The following is a 14,541-nucleotide window of genomic DNA, read 5'->3' as shown; positions in this document are numbered from 1 at the left end:
GTCGAGGCGAGCGCTCGCTAGAGCGACCGCAGCGCGAGGAAGACGTCGACGCGGTCGGCGAACTGCCCGAGATCCCGCCCGGTCAGCTCCTCCACCCGCCCGATGCGATACCGCACCGTGTTGACGTGCAGGTGCAGTTGTTCAGCCACCCTGCTCCACGAACCGGAACAGTCGAGGAAAGCCTCCAGCGTCGCGAGCAACCCAGCGCCGGTGCGCTCGTCGTAGTCCAGCACTGGCGCCAGCACGCGCGCTGCGAAGGCGCGGCGCATGTCGTCGGGCACGGCGGCGAGCAGGGCGACGTGCGAGGTCAACTCGGCACCCGTCACGACGGGCAGCGCGCCCTCCCGCATCCGGGCCAGGTCGCGGGCGTGCCGGGCCTCCTGCATCGCGCCCGACAGGGCCGCCGGGCCGTACGGGACGCTCGTGCCGACCGTCAGCCGCAACGTGCCGAGCGCCGGCTCCAAGCGGCGCAGCGCAGCGGCGAACCGGGCAGGGTCGCCGGGGAACACGGCCACTGCCACCCCGTCCCGCACGCCGACCACGGGTGGCTGCTCCCCCGGCGTGACGTGCGAGGCGGCGTCGACGAGCACCATGCGCGCGGTCTCCAGCAGGTCCGGCCGGTCGACGAACCCGGCAACCGCAACGACGAGTGGGCCGGCCGGGTCAAGGCCGGCCTGGCGCAGCCGCACCGCGGTCTCGGGACGGTCGCCGCCACCGGCGGCGATCAGGGCGATGGCGTCGTCGGCGATGTCGCGCGCCACCCGCAGCCCCTCGGCGCGCCGCGCCCGATCCAGGGCCGTGATCGCCACCAGTCCGCTGACGGCGTCGGCGGTCTCGGGATCCCAGTCCGGGTACGCCCCGTCGACGGCGACGAACCACGACGTGATCCGCTGCTCGGAGGCCGGCCCGACCGGGAAGACCGACAGCACCGACCCGCCGGCCCGCGCGACGGCCGGCAGTCGGACGGCGGTCAGGAAGGTGCCGACCGCGCGGTCCAGCGCCGCCGCCGGTAGCGGGGCCGACGCGGCGACGGCCCGGCCGGTCGCGGTGAGCACGCGGCAGTCACGGCCGGTCAACGCGGCGATCCCGGCCGCGACCTCGCCGAGGCCCATCCCGCCCGCCACGGCCGACAGCAGCTCGCGCTGCCGGCTCAGGGTGTGCGCGAGCCGGTCCCCGCGGGCAGCGGCGAGCGCGCCCACGACCAGTTCCGTCACGTCCGAGAACGACGTGTGCTCCGGCACCGCGAGCAGGGGCAGACCGTGCCGCCGGCAGGCGTCGACGACGTCGTCAGGCACGCCCCCGAACACGGCATCACCCGCCGCCAGCGCGGCCGCGCCCGCGCCGGCAACGGCGGCGACGAACCGCTCGCTGTCGGCCGGCGTCGACCGCCACACGAGTCCGCTGATCACCAGCTCGCCGCCGGACAGGTAGCGGGACGGGTCGATGAGATCGGTCGTGTAGACCCAGCGCACCGAACGCTCCAGCGCTGCGGCGTCCCCGTGCAGGACCCGCAGGTCCAGCCGGGGATGCTCGACGAGCTCGCGCAGCAGCATTGGAGGAACGTACAACCCCGTCGAGTGATCCCGGATCCCTCTTCGTGACGGCAGCGACTTCATTCCGACCCGCAGGCGCGGTGTACTGCGTGCCATGGACTTCCTGGCGCCGACCACCTGGGCCGATGCCCTCGCGGCGAAGGCCGAGCAGCCCGACGCCGTCCCGGTGGCGGGCGGCACCGACGTGATGGTCGAGATCAACTTCGACCACCGGCGGCCGCCCGCGCTGCTCGACCTGACCCGCGTGCCCGAGCTGCGCGAGTGGAGCCGGGAGGACGGGCGGATCCGGCTCGGCGCCGGCGTCACCTACAGCCGGATCATCGCCGAGCTGGGCGCCGAGCTGCCCGGGCTGGCGATGGCGGCGCGCACGGTCGGCTCGCCGCAGATCCGCAACCGCGGCACCGTCGGCGGCAACCTGGGCGCGGCCTCCCCCGCCGGCGACAGCCACCCGCCGCTGCTGGCCTGCGACGCCGTCGTCGAGGTGGCGTCGGTGCGCGGCACCCGGGAGATCCCGGCCGCCGAGTTCTACACCGGCGTCAAGCGCAACGCGCTGGCCCCCGACGAGCTGATCGCAGCGATCCTGCTCCCCCGGGCGGCCGGGCCGCAGCAGTTCTGCAAGATCGGCACGCGCAACGCGATGGTGATCGCCGTCGCGGCGTTCGGGATCGCGCTGCACCCGCAGCGGCGGGCGATCGGGACGGGCATCGGCTCGGCCGCGCCCACCCCGCGCACGGCTCCCGAGGCCGCCGCGTTCCTCGCGGGCGAGCTGGAGGCCGCCGGGCTGTGGGAGTCCCGCGGCGCGCTGCCGGAGGGACTGGCCGTCGAGTTCGGCCGACGGGTCCGCGACGCCGCCTCCCCCATCGACGACGTGCGCGGCAGCGCCGCGTACCGCCTGCACTCCCTGTCGGTGATGGCGCGCCGCGCCGCCACCTGGGCATGGGACGAGTTCCGCACCGAGGACCGGAGGGCCGCCTGATGCGGATCCAGCTGACCGTGAACGGCACCCGCCACGACGTCGACGACGTGTGGGAGGGCGAGAGCCTGCTCTACGCGCTGCGCGAGCGGATGGGCCTGCCCGGCGCGAAGAACGCCTGCGAGCAGGGCGAATGCGGCTCCTGCACCGTCTACCTGGACGGGGTGCCGGTGTGCTCCTGCCTGGTCGCGGCCGGCCAGGCGCACGAGCGCGAGGTCACCACCGTCGAGGGGCTGGCCGACGGGGACGCGCTGCACCCGGTGCAGCAGGCGTTCGTCGACAAGGGCGCGGTGCAGTGCGGCTTCTGCACGCCGGGCCTGATCGTCTCCACGCACGACCTCCTGGAGCGCAACCCCCACCCGTCCGACCCGGAGATCCGGGAGGCGCTGGCGGGGAACCTCTGCAGGTGCACGGGCTACGAGAAGATCCTGGATGCCGTTCGGACGGCGGCCGGCGAATGATCATCGAGGGCGCGCACGTCGTCACCGTCACCGGTGAGGAGTACCCGGACGGCCACGTCGTCGTCGACGGCAACCGCATCACCGCGGTCGGTCCCGGACGGCCTGAGCGGGGCGACCACACCGTCGTCGACGGGCGCGGCTGCCTGCTCACCCCGGGCTTCGTCAACACGCACAACCACCTGTTCCAGTGGGTCACGCGCGGTCTCGCCGCCGACAACACGCTGTTCGAGTGGCTCACCGCGCTCTACCCGGTGTGGGCCGGCATCGACGAGCACGCCGTGCACACGTCCGCCTCCGGGGCGCTGTCCCAGCTGGCGCTGACGGGCTGCACGACCGCGAGCGACCACCACTACCTGTTCCCCCGCGACGGCGGCGACGTGCTCGGCGCCGGCATCCGCGCTGCGCAGGACGTGGGCCTGCGCTTCCACGCCACCCGGGGCTCGATGAACCTCGGGCAGCGCGACGGCGGGCTGCCGCCCGACCACGTCACCGAGGACCTCGACGCGATCATGGCGGCGTCGGAGGCGGCGATCGACCGCTGGCACGATCCGTCCCCGGACGCGATGCTGCGGGTGGCGCTCGCCCCGTGCTCGCCCTTCTCCGTGACCGGCGACCTGATGCGCGTCTCGGCCGAGCTGGCCCGCGCCCGCGGCGTGCTGCTGCACACCCACCTCGCCGAGACGATCGACGAGGAGGACTTCTGCCGCGAGCGGTTCGGCTGCTCCCCTCTGGACTACGTCGAGGGCCTCGGCTGGACCGGCGACGACGTGTGGTTCGCGCACGGCATCCACTTCGACGACGACGGCGTCAAGAAGGTCGGCGCCACCCGCACCGGGGTGGCGCACTGCCCGTCGTCGAACGCAAGGCTGGGCGCGGGCATCGCCCGCACCCGCGACCTGCGCGACGCCGGCGCCCGCGTCGGCCTCGGCGTCGACGGCGCGGCCAGCAACGAGGCCGGCAGCCTGCTCGAGGAGGTCCGCCACGCCGTGCTGTTCGCGCGGGCCGTCGGCGGCCCGACCGCCCTCTCGGTCCGGGACGGGCTGGAGCTGGCCACCATGGGCGGCGCCGCCGTGCTGGGCCGGGCCGGTGAGATCGGCTCGATCGAGCCCGGCAAGCTCGCCGACCTCGCGCTGTGGCGGATCGACGGGCTCGGCCACGCCGACGTCCACGACCCGGTCGCCGCGCTGGTGCTCGGCGCCCCACCACCCCTCGACCTGCTGCTCGTGGACGGGAAGCCGGTCGTCGAACAGGGCCGCGTGGTCACCGTCGACACCGAGGCGATCGCCCGCGAGTGCACCGCGGTGCACCGCACGTTGCTGGAGAAGGCGTCATGACCAGTACCGAGTCGATTCCTGGGACGAAGACCAGCGGCAAGATCGGCGACAGCCCGCTGCGCCCGGACGGCACGCTGAAGGTGACCGGCCAGTTCGCCTACTCGTCCGATCTGTGGCACGAGGACATGTGCTGGGGCGTCACGCTGCGCAGCCCGCACCCGCACGCCCGCATCGTGAGCATCGACATCACCGAGGCGCTGACCCTGCCGGGCGTGTACGCCGTGCTCACCGCCGACGACGTGCCCGGCGAGAACGCCGTCGGGTTGGAGCACCTCGACACCCCGGCGCTGGCCCACGACGTCGTCCGCTACGAGGGCGAGCCGGTGGCGCTGGTCGCCGCCGACCACCCCGAGACCGCGCGCCGCGCCGCCAAGCGCATCGCCGTCACGTACGAGGAGCTGCCGGCGCTCACCGACCCGCGCAAGGCCCTCGACGACGACGCCCCGCTGGTCCACGAGCAAGGCAACCTCGTCCGCGCGATGAAGATCCGCCGCGGCGAGGAGAACCCGACCGCGCCCGTCGTGGTCGCGCTGGAGTTCGAGGTCGGCATGCAGGACCAGGCGTTCCTCGGACCGGAGTCCGGCCTGGCCGTGCCCGCGGAGGACGGCGGCGTCGACCTCTACGTGGCCACGCAGTGGCTGCACGTCGACCAGAAGCAGGTGTGCCGCGCACTGGGCATGCCACCGGAGAAGGTGCGGTTGACCCTGGCAGGGGTCGGCGGCGCGTTCGGCGGCCGCGAGGACCTCTCGATGCACGTCCACGCCTGCCTGCTCGCCCTGCACACCGGCAAGCCGGTGAAGATGAGCTACTCGCGCGAGGAGTCGTTCTTCGGGCACGTGCACCGCCACCCCGCGTGGATGCGGTACGAGTTCGGCGCCCAGCCCGACGGCAGGCTGGTCTACGGCAAGGCCGACATCCTGTTCGACGGCGGCGCGTACGCCTCGTCGACTCCGGCCGTGGTCGGCAACGGCGGCACGATGGGCCTGGGCCCGTACTACTTCCCCAGCGCGCACGTCGACGCCCGCGGCGTGTACACGAACAACCCGCCGTGCGGCGCGATGCGCGGCTTCGGCAGCGTGCAGGCCGCGTTCGCGCACGAGGCGCTGATGGACGAGCTGGCCGACGCCGTCGGTCTCGACCGGGTGGAGATCCGCGCGCTGAACGGGATGCGCGAGGGCGTCCACAACATCACCGGGCAGCTGATCGACTCCGCCGCCCCCGTCGCCGAGCTGATCCGGACCGTGCGGGACCTCCCGATGCCACCGGAGCGCACGTCGTTCGACATCCGCGAGCTACCCGGCGGCGTCTCGAACACCACGCACGGCGAGGGCGTCGTCCGCGGCGTCGGCTACGCCGTCACCTACAAGAACGTCGGCTTCTCCGAGGGCTTCGACGACTACTCCACCGCCCGCGTGCGGCTGGAGCTGACCGCCGGCGAGCCGGTCGTCACCGTGCACACGGCGGCGGCGGAGGTCGGGCAGGGCCTGATCACCGTCGAGCAGCAGATCTGCCGCACCGAGCTGGGTGTGCAGCGGGTCGTGGTGCACCCGAAGGACACGTCCGTCGGGTCGGGTGGTTCGACGTCGGCGTCCCGGCAGACGTACGTGACCGGTGGCGCGGTCAAGGCAGCCTGCGAGGCCGTGCGCGCGACCCTGCTCGCCCGCGTGGGGCAGCCCGACCTGCGGCTCGACGGCGACAAGATCGTCTCCGTCAGCGGCGAGGTCGTCGCCACGCTCGCCGAGGTGCTCGGCGACGAGCCCGTCGAGGAGACCGTGGAGTGGCGGCACCGCCCCACCCACCCCATCGACCCGGAGACCGGGCAGGGCGACGCGCACGTGCAGTACGCGTTCTCCGCCCATCGCGCCGTCGTCGACGTCGACGTGGAGCTCGGCCTGGTGAAGGTGGTCGCGCTCGACACCGCGCAGGACGTCGGCAAGGCGATCAACCCCGAGGCCGTCATCGGCCAGATCCAGGGCGGCACCGCCCAGGGCATGGGCCTCGCGCTGATGGAGGAGATCGTCGTCGAGGACGGGCACGTGCGGAACCCGTCGTTCACGGACTACCTGATCCCCACGATCCTCGACATGCCACCGATGAAGATCGAGGTGCTGGAGTACGCCGACCCGCATGCCCCGTACGGCGTGCGCGGGGTCGGGGAGCCGCCCACGATCTCGTCCGGCCCCGCCGTGGCGGCGGCCATCCGGGCGGCGACGGGCAAGGCGCTGCGCCGCGTACCCGTCCGCCCGGAACACATCACTGGCACCTGATCTCCCGCTCGAGGTCCCACCGCACGCCCCGCGTGCGGTGGCGACCCGGCATGCCCGAAAGGACGACGCATGTCCCCCTCACGTCACAGACCGCCGGGCCCGTTCACACACGTCCGGACATGTGTGAAGGGGCCCAGCGATGTGTGACCTCGTCCTGCGGGCTCGGCGGGCTGTCGTCGACGGGGCCGTGCGGCCGGCCGCCGTGCTGGTCCGCGGCGAGCGGATCGCCGCCGTGCTGCCCTTCGACGCGCCCCTCGACGCCCTTGAGGTCGTGCTCGCCGATGACGAGGTGCTGCTCCCGGGGCTCGTGGACGCGCACGTGCACGTCAACGAACCGGGGCGCACCGAGTGGGAGGGCTTCGCGACAGCCACCCGCGCGGCCGCGGCCGGCGGGATCACGACGATCGTCGACATGCCGCTGAACTCCCTGCCGCCGACGCTCGACGCGGCCGCGCTGGAGGTCAAGCGCAAGGCGGCCGACGGGCAGTGCGCTGTCGACGTCGCGTTCTGGGGCGGTGCGGTGCCGGGCAACCTCGGCCGGCTGCGCGAGCTGCACGACGCCGGCGTCGTCGGGTTCAAGTGCTTCATGATCGACAGCGGCGTGCCGGAGTTCCCACCGCTGCTCGATCCCGAGCCGGCGCTGCGGGAGATCGCCGAGTTCGGCGGGCTGCTCATCGCGCACGCCGAGGACGGGGCGCTGGTCACGACCGCGCACGGGGATCGCTACGCCGACTTCGTCGCCTCGCGTCCACCGGAGTCGGAGGGCCGCGCCATCGCCCGGCTGCTGGCCGCCGCCCGCAGGACCGGCGCGCGCGTACACGTCGTGCACCTGTCCGCGGCCGACGCCCTCCCGGCGATCGCCGAAGCCCGCGACGACGGCGTCGCCGTCACCGTCGAGACCTGCCCGCACTACCTGACCCTGACCGCAGAGGAGGTGCCCGACGGCGACACGCGCTACAAGTGCTGCCCGCCCGTCCGGGAGGCCGGCAACCGTGACGCGCTCTGGCAGGGCCTCACCGACGGCGTGATCGACATGGTGGTGAGCGACCACTCCCCCTGCACGCCCGAGCTCAAGAGGGGTGACTTCGGGCAGGCCTGGGGCGGGATCGCGTCGCTGCAGCTGGCCCTGCCGGTGGTGTGGACCGAGGCCCGCCGGCGCGGGCGCGGGCTCGCCGACGTCGCCCGCTGGATGGCCGAGCGCCCCGCCGCGCTGGCCGGGCTGGCCGGCAAGGGCCGGATCGCCGCTGGTCAGGATGCTGATCTGACGGTGTTCGCGCCCGACGCGACGTTCACGGTCGGAGCGCTCGAACACCGCCACCCGACCACCCCGTACGCCGGCCGCGAGCTGAGCGGTGTCGTGCGCGCCACCTGGCTGCGCGGCGCCCCGATCGACGAACCGCGGGGACGACTCCTGGAGAGGACCCGATGATGGAACTGCCCGACCTGGCCCGCCGCGACCTCGGCGGCGCCGTCGTGACGGCGAACGACGAGGCGTTCGCCGCCCGGCAGAACCTGATCACGCCCGGGCCGGCGGTGTTCGACCCGGCCGCGTTCGGGCCCAACGGCAAGGTCTACGACGGCTGGGAGACCCGCCGCCGCCGCGAACCCGGGCACGACACGGCGGAGATCCGGCTGGGCATGCCCGGGATCGTGCGCGGGATCGTCATCGACACGGCGTTCTTCGTGGGCAACTACCCGCCCGAGGCGGCCGTCGACGGGCTCACGGTGGACGGCGAGTGGGTGCCGCTGGTACCCCGCAGCGGCATCAAGGGCGACGCGGAGAACACCTTCGCCGTCGACCAACCACGGCCCATCACCCGGGTGCGGCTGTCGATCTTCCCCGACGGCGGGGTCGCGCGGCTGCGGGTGCACGGCGAGGCAGCACCCGACCCGGCGCTCGTAGCCGCGCTCGGCACGATCGACCTGGCCGCGGTGGAGTTCGGCGGGCGGGTCACCGGGTGCTCGGACGGGTTCTTCGGCTCGCCGAACAACCTGCTGCTGCCCGGGCCGGCCCGGTCGATGGGTGAGGGCTGGGAGACGGCCCGCCGGCGTGATGACGGCCATGAGTACGTCGAGATCGCGCTGGCCTGCGAAGGCACGATCTCCGTCGCAGAGCTGGACACCAGCTGGTACCTGCACAACGCACCCGGCTGGGCGGCGCTGTCCGGCTGGACCGGCGGCGAGTGGCGGGAGCTGCTCCCCCGCACCGCGATCGAGCCCGACGCCCGCAACCGGTTCGTGCTCACCGACGCGCCGCCGTGCACCGCCGTGCGGATGGACGCCTACCCCGACGGCGGTATGGCCCGGGTGCGCCTGCACGGCACCCCCACCGAGCGCGGCCACGCCGCACTCGCCTCCCGCTGGAAGGACGCCTCATGACCAGCTGGTCCGTCAACTGCTCGATCCTGTTCACCGAGCTGCCGCTGCTGGAGCGGCCCGCCGCCGCGGCCGCGGCCGGCTTCGACGCCGTCGAGTTCTGGTGGCCGTTCGACTCCGCCGCCCCGGCCGACGCCGACGTGGAGGCGTTCGCCCGCGCGATCGAGGACGCCGGCGTGACGCTCTCCGCGCTCAACCTCGCCGCCGGCGACATGGCTGCCGGCGACCGCGGGCTGATCTCGTGGCCCGGCCGGGAGAACGAGGTGCGCGACAGCATCGACGTCGCCGCCGCGCTCGGGAAGCGCCTGGGCACGATCGCGTTCAACGCCCTCTACGGCAACCGCCTCGACGGCGTCGACCCGCGCGACCAGGACGCCGTGGCCCTGCAGAACCTGGGTCGCGCCGCTGCCCTGCTCGACGGGACGGTGGTGCTGGAACCGCTCTCCGGGATGCCGGCGTACCCCCTGAAGACCGCTGCGGATGCCCTCGCCGTGGCCGATCAGGTGGAAGTGGCGCTGCTGTTCGACCTCTACCACCTCGCCGTCAACGGCGACGACCTCGCGGCCGTGATCGCGCAGCACGCCGACCGCATCGGGCACGTCCAGATCGCCGACGCGCCCGGCCGGCACGAACCCGGCACGGGCGAGGTGCCGCTGATGCAGCACCTGACTGCGCTGGCGGCCGCCGGCTACCGCGGTCGGGTAGGCCTCGAGTACGTCCCGACCACCACCAGCGAGCGCGCCTTCGACTGGATGAAGGAGACCTCATGAGCACCGTCGCGTTCATCGGGCTCGGCATCATGGGTGCCCCCATGGCCGGGCACCTGGTCGACGCCGGCCACGACGTGATCGGCCACAACCTCTCCCGGCCGGCCGTCGACGCGCTGGTGGCGCGCGGCGGACGGGCCGCCACCGGCACCGCCGACGCCGTGCGCGAGGCGGACGTCGTCATCACGATGGTGCCGGACAGCCCCGACGTCGAGGCGCTGGTCGAGGGCGACGGCGGGATCTACGCCAACGCCAAGCCCGGCACCCTGCACATCGACTGCTCCACGATCCGCCCCGACGTGGCCCGCCGCGTCGCGGAGGCCGGCGCCGAGCGCGGCATCCGCGTGGTGGACGCGCCGGTCAGCGGCGGCGAGGCCGGCGCGAAGGAGCGCAAGCTCTCGATCATGGTCGGTGGCGACGCCGACGACGTGGCGGCGGCACGCCCGTACCTGGAGGCCGTCGGCTCGACCGTGGTGCACGTCGGCCCGGCCGGTGCCGGCCAGACGGTGAAGGCGGCCAACCAGCTCATCGTCGCCGGCAACATCCAGCTGCTCGCCGAGGCGCTGGTGTTCCTGGAGGCGCACGGCGTCGACACGGAGACGGCGACGGCCGTGCTGGGCGGCGGCCTCGCCGGCAGCACCGTGCTCGACCGCAAGGCCGCCGGCATGCGCGCGCGGGAGTTCGCGCCCGGCTTCCGCATCGACCTGCACCACAAGGACCTCGGCATCGTCACCGCCGCCGCCCGCGAGGCCGGCGTCGCGATCCCGCTGGGGGCGCACGTCGCCCAGCTGGTCGCGTCGCTGCGCGCCCAAGGCCACGGCGGGCTGGACCACAGCGCGCTGCTGCTGCAGGTCCTGCAGCTCTCCGGGAGGAGTACGCCATGACCCGCATGCGCGCCATCGACGCCGCCGTCGCGATCCTGGCCAAGGAAGGTGTCACGCACGCGTTCGGCTTGCCCGGCGCCGCCATCAACCCGTTCTACTCGGCGCTCCGCGCGAACGGCTCCATCCAGCACGTCCTCGCCCGGCACGTCGAGGGCGCCTCGCACATGGCCGAGGGCTACACGCGCGCGACGCCGGGCGCGATCGGCGTCTGCGTCGGCACCTCCGGGCCGGCGGGCACCGACATGATCACCGGGCTCTACTCCGCCGCGGCGGACTCGGTCCCGATCCTCGCCATCACCGGCCAGGCGCCGGTGAGCAGGCTGCACAAGGAGGACTTCCAGGCCGTCGACATCGCCGCCATCGCCGCGCCCGTCACCAAGTGGGCGACGACGGTGCGCGAGCCCGGCCAGGTGCCCGGCGTGTTCGCGCAGGCGTTCCACCTGATGCGGTCCGGGCGACCGGGGCCGGTGCTGATCGACCTCCCGATCGACGTGCAGCAGGCCGAGATCGAGTTCGACGTCGACACCTACGAGCCGCTGCCCGTGCACCGGCCCGCCGCGACCCGCGCGCAGGTGGAGAGGGTGCTCGACCTGCTGGCGACCGCCGAGCGCCCGCTGATCGTGGCCGGCGGGGGCATCGTCAACGCCGACGCGTGCGCCGAGCTGGTGGAGCTGGCCGAGCTGCTCGACATCCCCGTCGTGCCCACTCTCATGGGCTGGGGCGCGATCCCCGACGACCACCCGCTGATGGCGGGCATGGCCGGCCTGCAGACCGCGCACCGCTACGGCAACGCGACGCTGCTCGCGTCCGACCTGGTGCTGGGCATCGGCAACCGCTGGGCGAACCGGCACACCGGCGGCCTCGACGTCTACCGCGCCGGCCGCACGTTCGTGCACGTCGACATCGAACCGACGCAGATCGGCCGGGTCTTCGCCCCCGACTACGGCGTGGTCTCCGACGCGGGCGCGTTCCTGCGGGAGATCCTGGCGGCCGCTCGCGAACGGACGCTGCCGCGGCGCGAGCAGTGGGTGCGCGAGTGCGCCGAGCGCAAGGGCACGCTGCAGCGCCGCACCCACTTCGACGACGTGCCGGTGAAGCCGCAGCGCGTCTACGAGGAGATGAACAAGGCGTTCGGGCCGGAGACCCGCTACGTCACCACGATCGGGCTCTCGCAAATCGCGGCGGCGCAGTTCCTGCACGTCTACCGGCCGCGGCACTGGATCAACGCCGGGCAGGCCGGCCCGCTGGGCTGGACGGGCCCGGCCGCGCTCGGGGTCTGCGTCGCCGACCCGGACGCGACGGTCGTCGCGCTGTCGGGCGACTACGACTTCCAGTTCATGATCGAGGAGCTGGCGGTCGGGGCGCAGTTCAACCTGCCCTACCTGCACGTCGTCGTGAACAACTCCTACCTGGGGCTGATCCGGCAGGCGCAGCGCGGGTTCGACATGGACTACTGCGTGCAGCTGGGCTTCGACAACGTCAACTCGCCCGAGCTGGGCAAGTACGGCGTCGACCACGTCAAGGTCGCGGAGGGCCTGGGCTGCAAGGCGATCCGGGTCACCGACCCGCGCGAGCTGGCCTCGGCGTTCGGCCGGGCTCGGCAGCTGATGGCGGTGCACCGCGTGCCGGTCGTCGTCGAGGTGGTGCTGGAGCGGGTCACGAACATCGCGATGGGGACCGAGCTGGACAACGTCGTCGAGTTCGAGGATCTGGCAAGCACCGCGGCCGACGCACCGACCGCGACGATCCCGCTCGGCTGATGGGGTACGTGCTGGTGGCGCCGGACAAGTTCAAGGGTTCGGCCACCGCGTCCGAGGTCGCCGCCGCGCTGGCCGCCGGGCTGCGCGCGGCCGGCGCCGACGCCGTGGAGCTGCCCGTCGCCGACGGCGGCGACGGCACGCTCGACGCCGCCGTCGCCGCCGAGTTCCGGCGGCTGCCGGTGGAGGTCACCGGCCCGACCGGGCAACGGGTGGCGTCGGCGATCGCGCTGCGCGACGGCACCGCGGTCGTCGAGCTGGCCGCCGCGTCCGGGCTCGTCCTGCTCGACGAACCCGACCCGCTGGGCGCGACCAGCCGCGGCACGGGCGAGCTGATCCGGGCCGCGCTCGACGCCGACGTGGCCCGGATCGTGCTGGGCGTCGGCGGCAGCGCGTGCACCGACGGCGGCACGGGCATGCTCGCCGCGCTCGGCGCCCGCTTCCTCGACGCCGCCGGCGCCGACCTGCCCGACGGCGGCGGGGCGCTCGACCGGCTCGCCGCCGTCGACCTCGCCGGGCTGGACGACCGGCTCGCCGACGTCGAGTTCGTGCTGGCCAGCGACGTGGACAACCCGCTCGCGGAGGCTCCGGCGATGTACGGCCCGCAGAAGGGCGCGTCCCCGGCCGACGTCGCAATCCTGGAACGGGGCCTGGCCCGGCTCGCCGCGCTCGTCGACCCGGATGCGGCCCTGCAGCCCGGCGCCGGCGCAGCCGGCGGGGTCGGGTTCGCCGCCCTCGCGGTGCTGGGCGCGCGCCGGCGGGCCGGGATCGACGTCGTGCTCGACCTGGTCGGGTTCGCCGAGGCACTGGCCGGTGCGGCGCTCGTCGTCACGGGCGAGGGCCGGCTCGACGCGCAGACGCTGCGCGGCAAGGCGCCGGCCGGGGTCGCGGCCGCGGCCCGCGCGTCCGGGGTGCCGGTCGTCGCCGTCTGCGGCGTGCGCGAGCTCCCCGACGCGGAGCTGCGGGCCGCCGGGTTCGTCGCCGCGCACGCGCTGACGCAGTGGTGCGCCGACGAGGCGCGGTGCCGCGCCGAGCCCGGGCCGTTGCTCGAAGCCGTGGGCCGGTCGCTGGCATGAAAGTCACCGCCTTCAACGACCTGGCCCGCGACCGGGCCGTCGCCGTCCTCCTCGGCTGCTGCACGGCCGCGCAGTGGGCGGAGCGCGTCGCCGACGCGCGCCCGTTCGGCTCGATCGCGCAGCTGCTCGCCGTCGCCGACGCGGCGCTCACCCCGGCCGACCTCGACGCCGCGCTCGCCGGGCACCCGCGCATCGGCGACCGCAGCGCGTCGGTGCGCTCGGCCGCGGAGCAGCGCGGGGTCGGCGACGACGTCGTGGCCGCCTTCGCCGTGGCCAACGCCGCCTACGAGGAGCAGTTCGGCCGCGTCTACCTCGTCTGCGCGAGCGGCCGCAGCGGCACGGAGCTCCTCGCCGACCTGCACTCCCGGCTCGCGAACGACCCCGACACCGAGCGGCGCACCGCCCTGCGGGAGCTGGCCGCCATCAACCGCCTGCGCCTGGCGGCGGTGTTCGCATGAGCCTCTCCACCCACGTGCTCGACGCCGTGACCGGACGTCCCGCGCAGGACGTCCCGGTTCGGCTGGAACGAGCCGGCGCGGTCGTCACGACGGCCCGCACCGACGCCGACGGCCGGGTGCGCGACCTCGGCGCGCTCACCGCGGGCGTCCACCGCCTGGTCTTCGACACCGCGGCGGCCTTCCCGGACGGGTTCTACCCCGAGGTGGTCGTCACCTTCACGGTCACCGACCCCTCGGCGCACCACCACGTTCCGCTGCTGCTCTCCCCCTTCGCGTACTCGACGTACCGAGGAAGCTGACCGATCTCCTCGACACCCCGGGTGGACGGCAGCCTGAGAGCCCGCGGGGCGGTACCATTGTCCGTACACGGCCCCGATGGGTGTTCCGCTCGTGTGGCCGGGTACGGAGACGATCGATGGTCGGTCGTGCGGGCTCTTCGACGGGCCGGACGCACGATGGAGTCGATCTCCCGCAGATGCGAGGGCGGCTCGCGTTTCGGGCGAGTGGCCACGGCGCTCGGCCCGCGACGTCGATCCGCCGGCGCAGCACCGTGCGGAACAGGTGTACCGAACGTCCCGGAGGAGGAGTTCGTGGCTCGACGAGGCCAGCCCCAGACGAGGGCTCGCCGCACCCCT

The 14,541-nt window shown here is 74.2% G+C and carries 13 protein-coding genes; 12 read left to right on the top strand and 1 reads right to left on the bottom strand.

Translation table 11 applies throughout. The features are described 5' to 3' along the window. Window positions 1–17: 17 nt before the first annotated feature. Window positions 18–1,553, bottom strand: coding sequence for a PucR family transcriptional regulator (locus ACQEVB_RS25010; protein WP_432975676.1), 1,536 nt, complete (start codon window positions 1,551–1,553; stop codon window positions 18–20). A 94-nt stretch (window positions 1,554–1,647) separates the two neighbouring features. Between ACQEVB_RS25010 and ACQEVB_RS25005 the strand changes: the two genes are divergently transcribed. From ACQEVB_RS25005 to uraH, 12 genes are all read left to right on the top strand, one after another. After that, window positions 1,648–2,529 carry an FAD binding domain-containing protein gene (locus ACQEVB_RS25005; protein ID WP_432975673.1) on the top strand — a complete coding sequence of 294 codons (882 nt, stop codon included), beginning with the start codon at window positions 1,648–1,650 and terminating at the stop codon, window positions 2,527–2,529. Continuing rightward, window positions 2,529–2,987, top strand: coding sequence for a (2Fe-2S)-binding protein (locus ACQEVB_RS25000; protein WP_432975670.1), 459 nt, complete (start codon window positions 2,529–2,531; stop codon window positions 2,985–2,987). The genes ACQEVB_RS25005 and ACQEVB_RS25000 overlap by 1 nt, the downstream gene beginning before the upstream one ends. After that, on the top strand, window positions 2,984–4,321 hold the full coding sequence (locus tag ACQEVB_RS24995) for an 8-oxoguanine deaminase (protein WP_432975667.1): 1,338 nt from the start codon (window positions 2,984–2,986) through the stop codon (window positions 4,319–4,321). The genes ACQEVB_RS25000 and ACQEVB_RS24995 overlap by 4 nt, the downstream gene beginning before the upstream one ends. Further along, a complete protein-coding gene (gene pucD, locus ACQEVB_RS24990) occupies window positions 4,318–6,588 on the top strand; it encodes a xanthine dehydrogenase subunit D (protein WP_432975664.1) in 2,271 nt (756 codons plus the stop codon). Before ACQEVB_RS24995 ends, pucD begins: the two co-directional genes overlap by 4 nt. 139 nt (window positions 6,589–6,727) lie before the next feature. Continuing rightward, window positions 6,728–8,017 carry an allantoinase AllB gene (gene allB, locus ACQEVB_RS24985; protein WP_432975661.1) on the top strand — a complete coding sequence of 430 codons (1,290 nt, stop codon included), beginning with the start codon at window positions 6,728–6,730 and terminating at the stop codon, window positions 8,015–8,017. Continuing rightward, window positions 8,017–8,967 (top strand): allantoicase, encoded by a 951-nt coding sequence (gene alc, locus ACQEVB_RS24980; RefSeq protein WP_432975658.1) that lies wholly within the window; start codon window positions 8,017–8,019, stop codon window positions 8,965–8,967. The genes allB and alc overlap by 1 nt, the downstream gene beginning before the upstream one ends. Further along, window positions 8,964–9,734, top strand: coding sequence for a hydroxypyruvate isomerase family protein (locus ACQEVB_RS24975; RefSeq protein WP_432975655.1), 771 nt, complete (start codon window positions 8,964–8,966; stop codon window positions 9,732–9,734). The genes alc and ACQEVB_RS24975 overlap by 4 nt, the downstream gene beginning before the upstream one ends. Next, window positions 9,731–10,615 carry a 2-hydroxy-3-oxopropionate reductase gene (locus ACQEVB_RS24970; RefSeq protein ID WP_432975653.1) on the top strand — a complete coding sequence of 295 codons (885 nt, stop codon included), beginning with the start codon at window positions 9,731–9,733 and terminating at the stop codon, window positions 10,613–10,615. Before ACQEVB_RS24975 ends, ACQEVB_RS24970 begins: the two co-directional genes overlap by 4 nt. Next, window positions 10,612–12,375: a glyoxylate carboligase gene (gene gcl, locus ACQEVB_RS24965; RefSeq protein WP_432975650.1), complete on the top strand. Its 1,764-nt coding sequence runs from the start codon at window positions 10,612–10,614 to the stop codon at window positions 12,373–12,375. Before ACQEVB_RS24970 ends, gcl begins: the two co-directional genes overlap by 4 nt. Continuing rightward, window positions 12,375–13,448 carry a glycerate kinase gene (locus ACQEVB_RS24960; protein WP_432975647.1) on the top strand — a complete coding sequence of 358 codons (1,074 nt, stop codon included), beginning with the start codon at window positions 12,375–12,377 and terminating at the stop codon, window positions 13,446–13,448. The genes gcl and ACQEVB_RS24960 overlap by 1 nt, the downstream gene beginning before the upstream one ends. After that, the gene (gene uraD, locus ACQEVB_RS24955) at window positions 13,445–13,906 is read left to right on the top strand and encodes a 2-oxo-4-hydroxy-4-carboxy-5-ureidoimidazoline decarboxylase (RefSeq protein ID WP_432975644.1); all 462 of its coding nucleotides are present in this window, start codon (window positions 13,445–13,447) and stop codon (window positions 13,904–13,906) included. Before ACQEVB_RS24960 ends, uraD begins: the two co-directional genes overlap by 4 nt. After that, window positions 13,903–14,205: a hydroxyisourate hydrolase gene (gene uraH / locus ACQEVB_RS24950; RefSeq protein WP_432975641.1), complete on the top strand. Its 303-nt coding sequence runs from the start codon at window positions 13,903–13,905 to the stop codon at window positions 14,203–14,205. Before uraD ends, uraH begins: the two co-directional genes overlap by 4 nt. The last annotated feature ends 336 nt before the right edge of the window (window positions 14,206–14,541 follow it).

Source organism: Pseudonocardia sp. CA-107938, assembly GCF_050936315.1.
In the GTDB taxonomy this organism is placed as follows: Bacteria; Actinomycetota; Actinomycetes; order Mycobacteriales; family Pseudonocardiaceae; genus Pseudonocardia.
Note: the sequence above shows the minus strand (reverse complement) of the source record. Positions and strands in the feature narration are given on the sequence as shown.

Bases quoted from the DNA above. Each gene is read 5' to 3' on its own strand.
- ACQEVB_RS25010 (WP_432975676.1), bottom strand. From the start codon at position 1,553: ATGCTGCTGCGCGAGCTCGTCGAGCATCCCCGGCTGGACCTGCGGGTC.
- ACQEVB_RS25005 (WP_432975673.1), top strand. From the start codon at position 1,648: ATGGACTTCCTGGCGCCGACCACCTGGGCCGATGCCCTCGCGGCGAAG.
- ACQEVB_RS25000 (WP_432975670.1), top strand. From the start codon at position 2,529: ATGCGGATCCAGCTGACCGTGAACGGCACCCGCCACGACGTCGACGAC.
- ACQEVB_RS24995 (WP_432975667.1), top strand. From the start codon at position 2,984: ATGATCATCGAGGGCGCGCACGTCGTCACCGTCACCGGTGAGGAGTAC.
- pucD (WP_432975664.1), top strand. From the start codon at position 4,318: ATGACCAGTACCGAGTCGATTCCTGGGACGAAGACCAGCGGCAAGATC.
- allB (WP_432975661.1), top strand. From the start codon at position 6,728: ATGTGTGACCTCGTCCTGCGGGCTCGGCGGGCTGTCGTCGACGGGGCC.
- alc (WP_432975658.1), top strand. From the start codon at position 8,017: ATGGAACTGCCCGACCTGGCCCGCCGCGACCTCGGCGGCGCCGTCGTG.
- ACQEVB_RS24975 (WP_432975655.1), top strand. From the start codon at position 8,964: ATGACCAGCTGGTCCGTCAACTGCTCGATCCTGTTCACCGAGCTGCCG.
- ACQEVB_RS24970 (WP_432975653.1), top strand. From the start codon at position 9,731: ATGAGCACCGTCGCGTTCATCGGGCTCGGCATCATGGGTGCCCCCATG.
- gcl (WP_432975650.1), top strand. From the start codon at position 10,612: ATGACCCGCATGCGCGCCATCGACGCCGCCGTCGCGATCCTGGCCAAG.
- ACQEVB_RS24960 (WP_432975647.1), top strand. From the start codon at position 12,375: ATGGGGTACGTGCTGGTGGCGCCGGACAAGTTCAAGGGTTCGGCCACC.
- uraD (WP_432975644.1), top strand. From the start codon at position 13,445: ATGAAAGTCACCGCCTTCAACGACCTGGCCCGCGACCGGGCCGTCGCC.
- uraH (WP_432975641.1), top strand. From the start codon at position 13,903: ATGAGCCTCTCCACCCACGTGCTCGACGCCGTGACCGGACGTCCCGCG.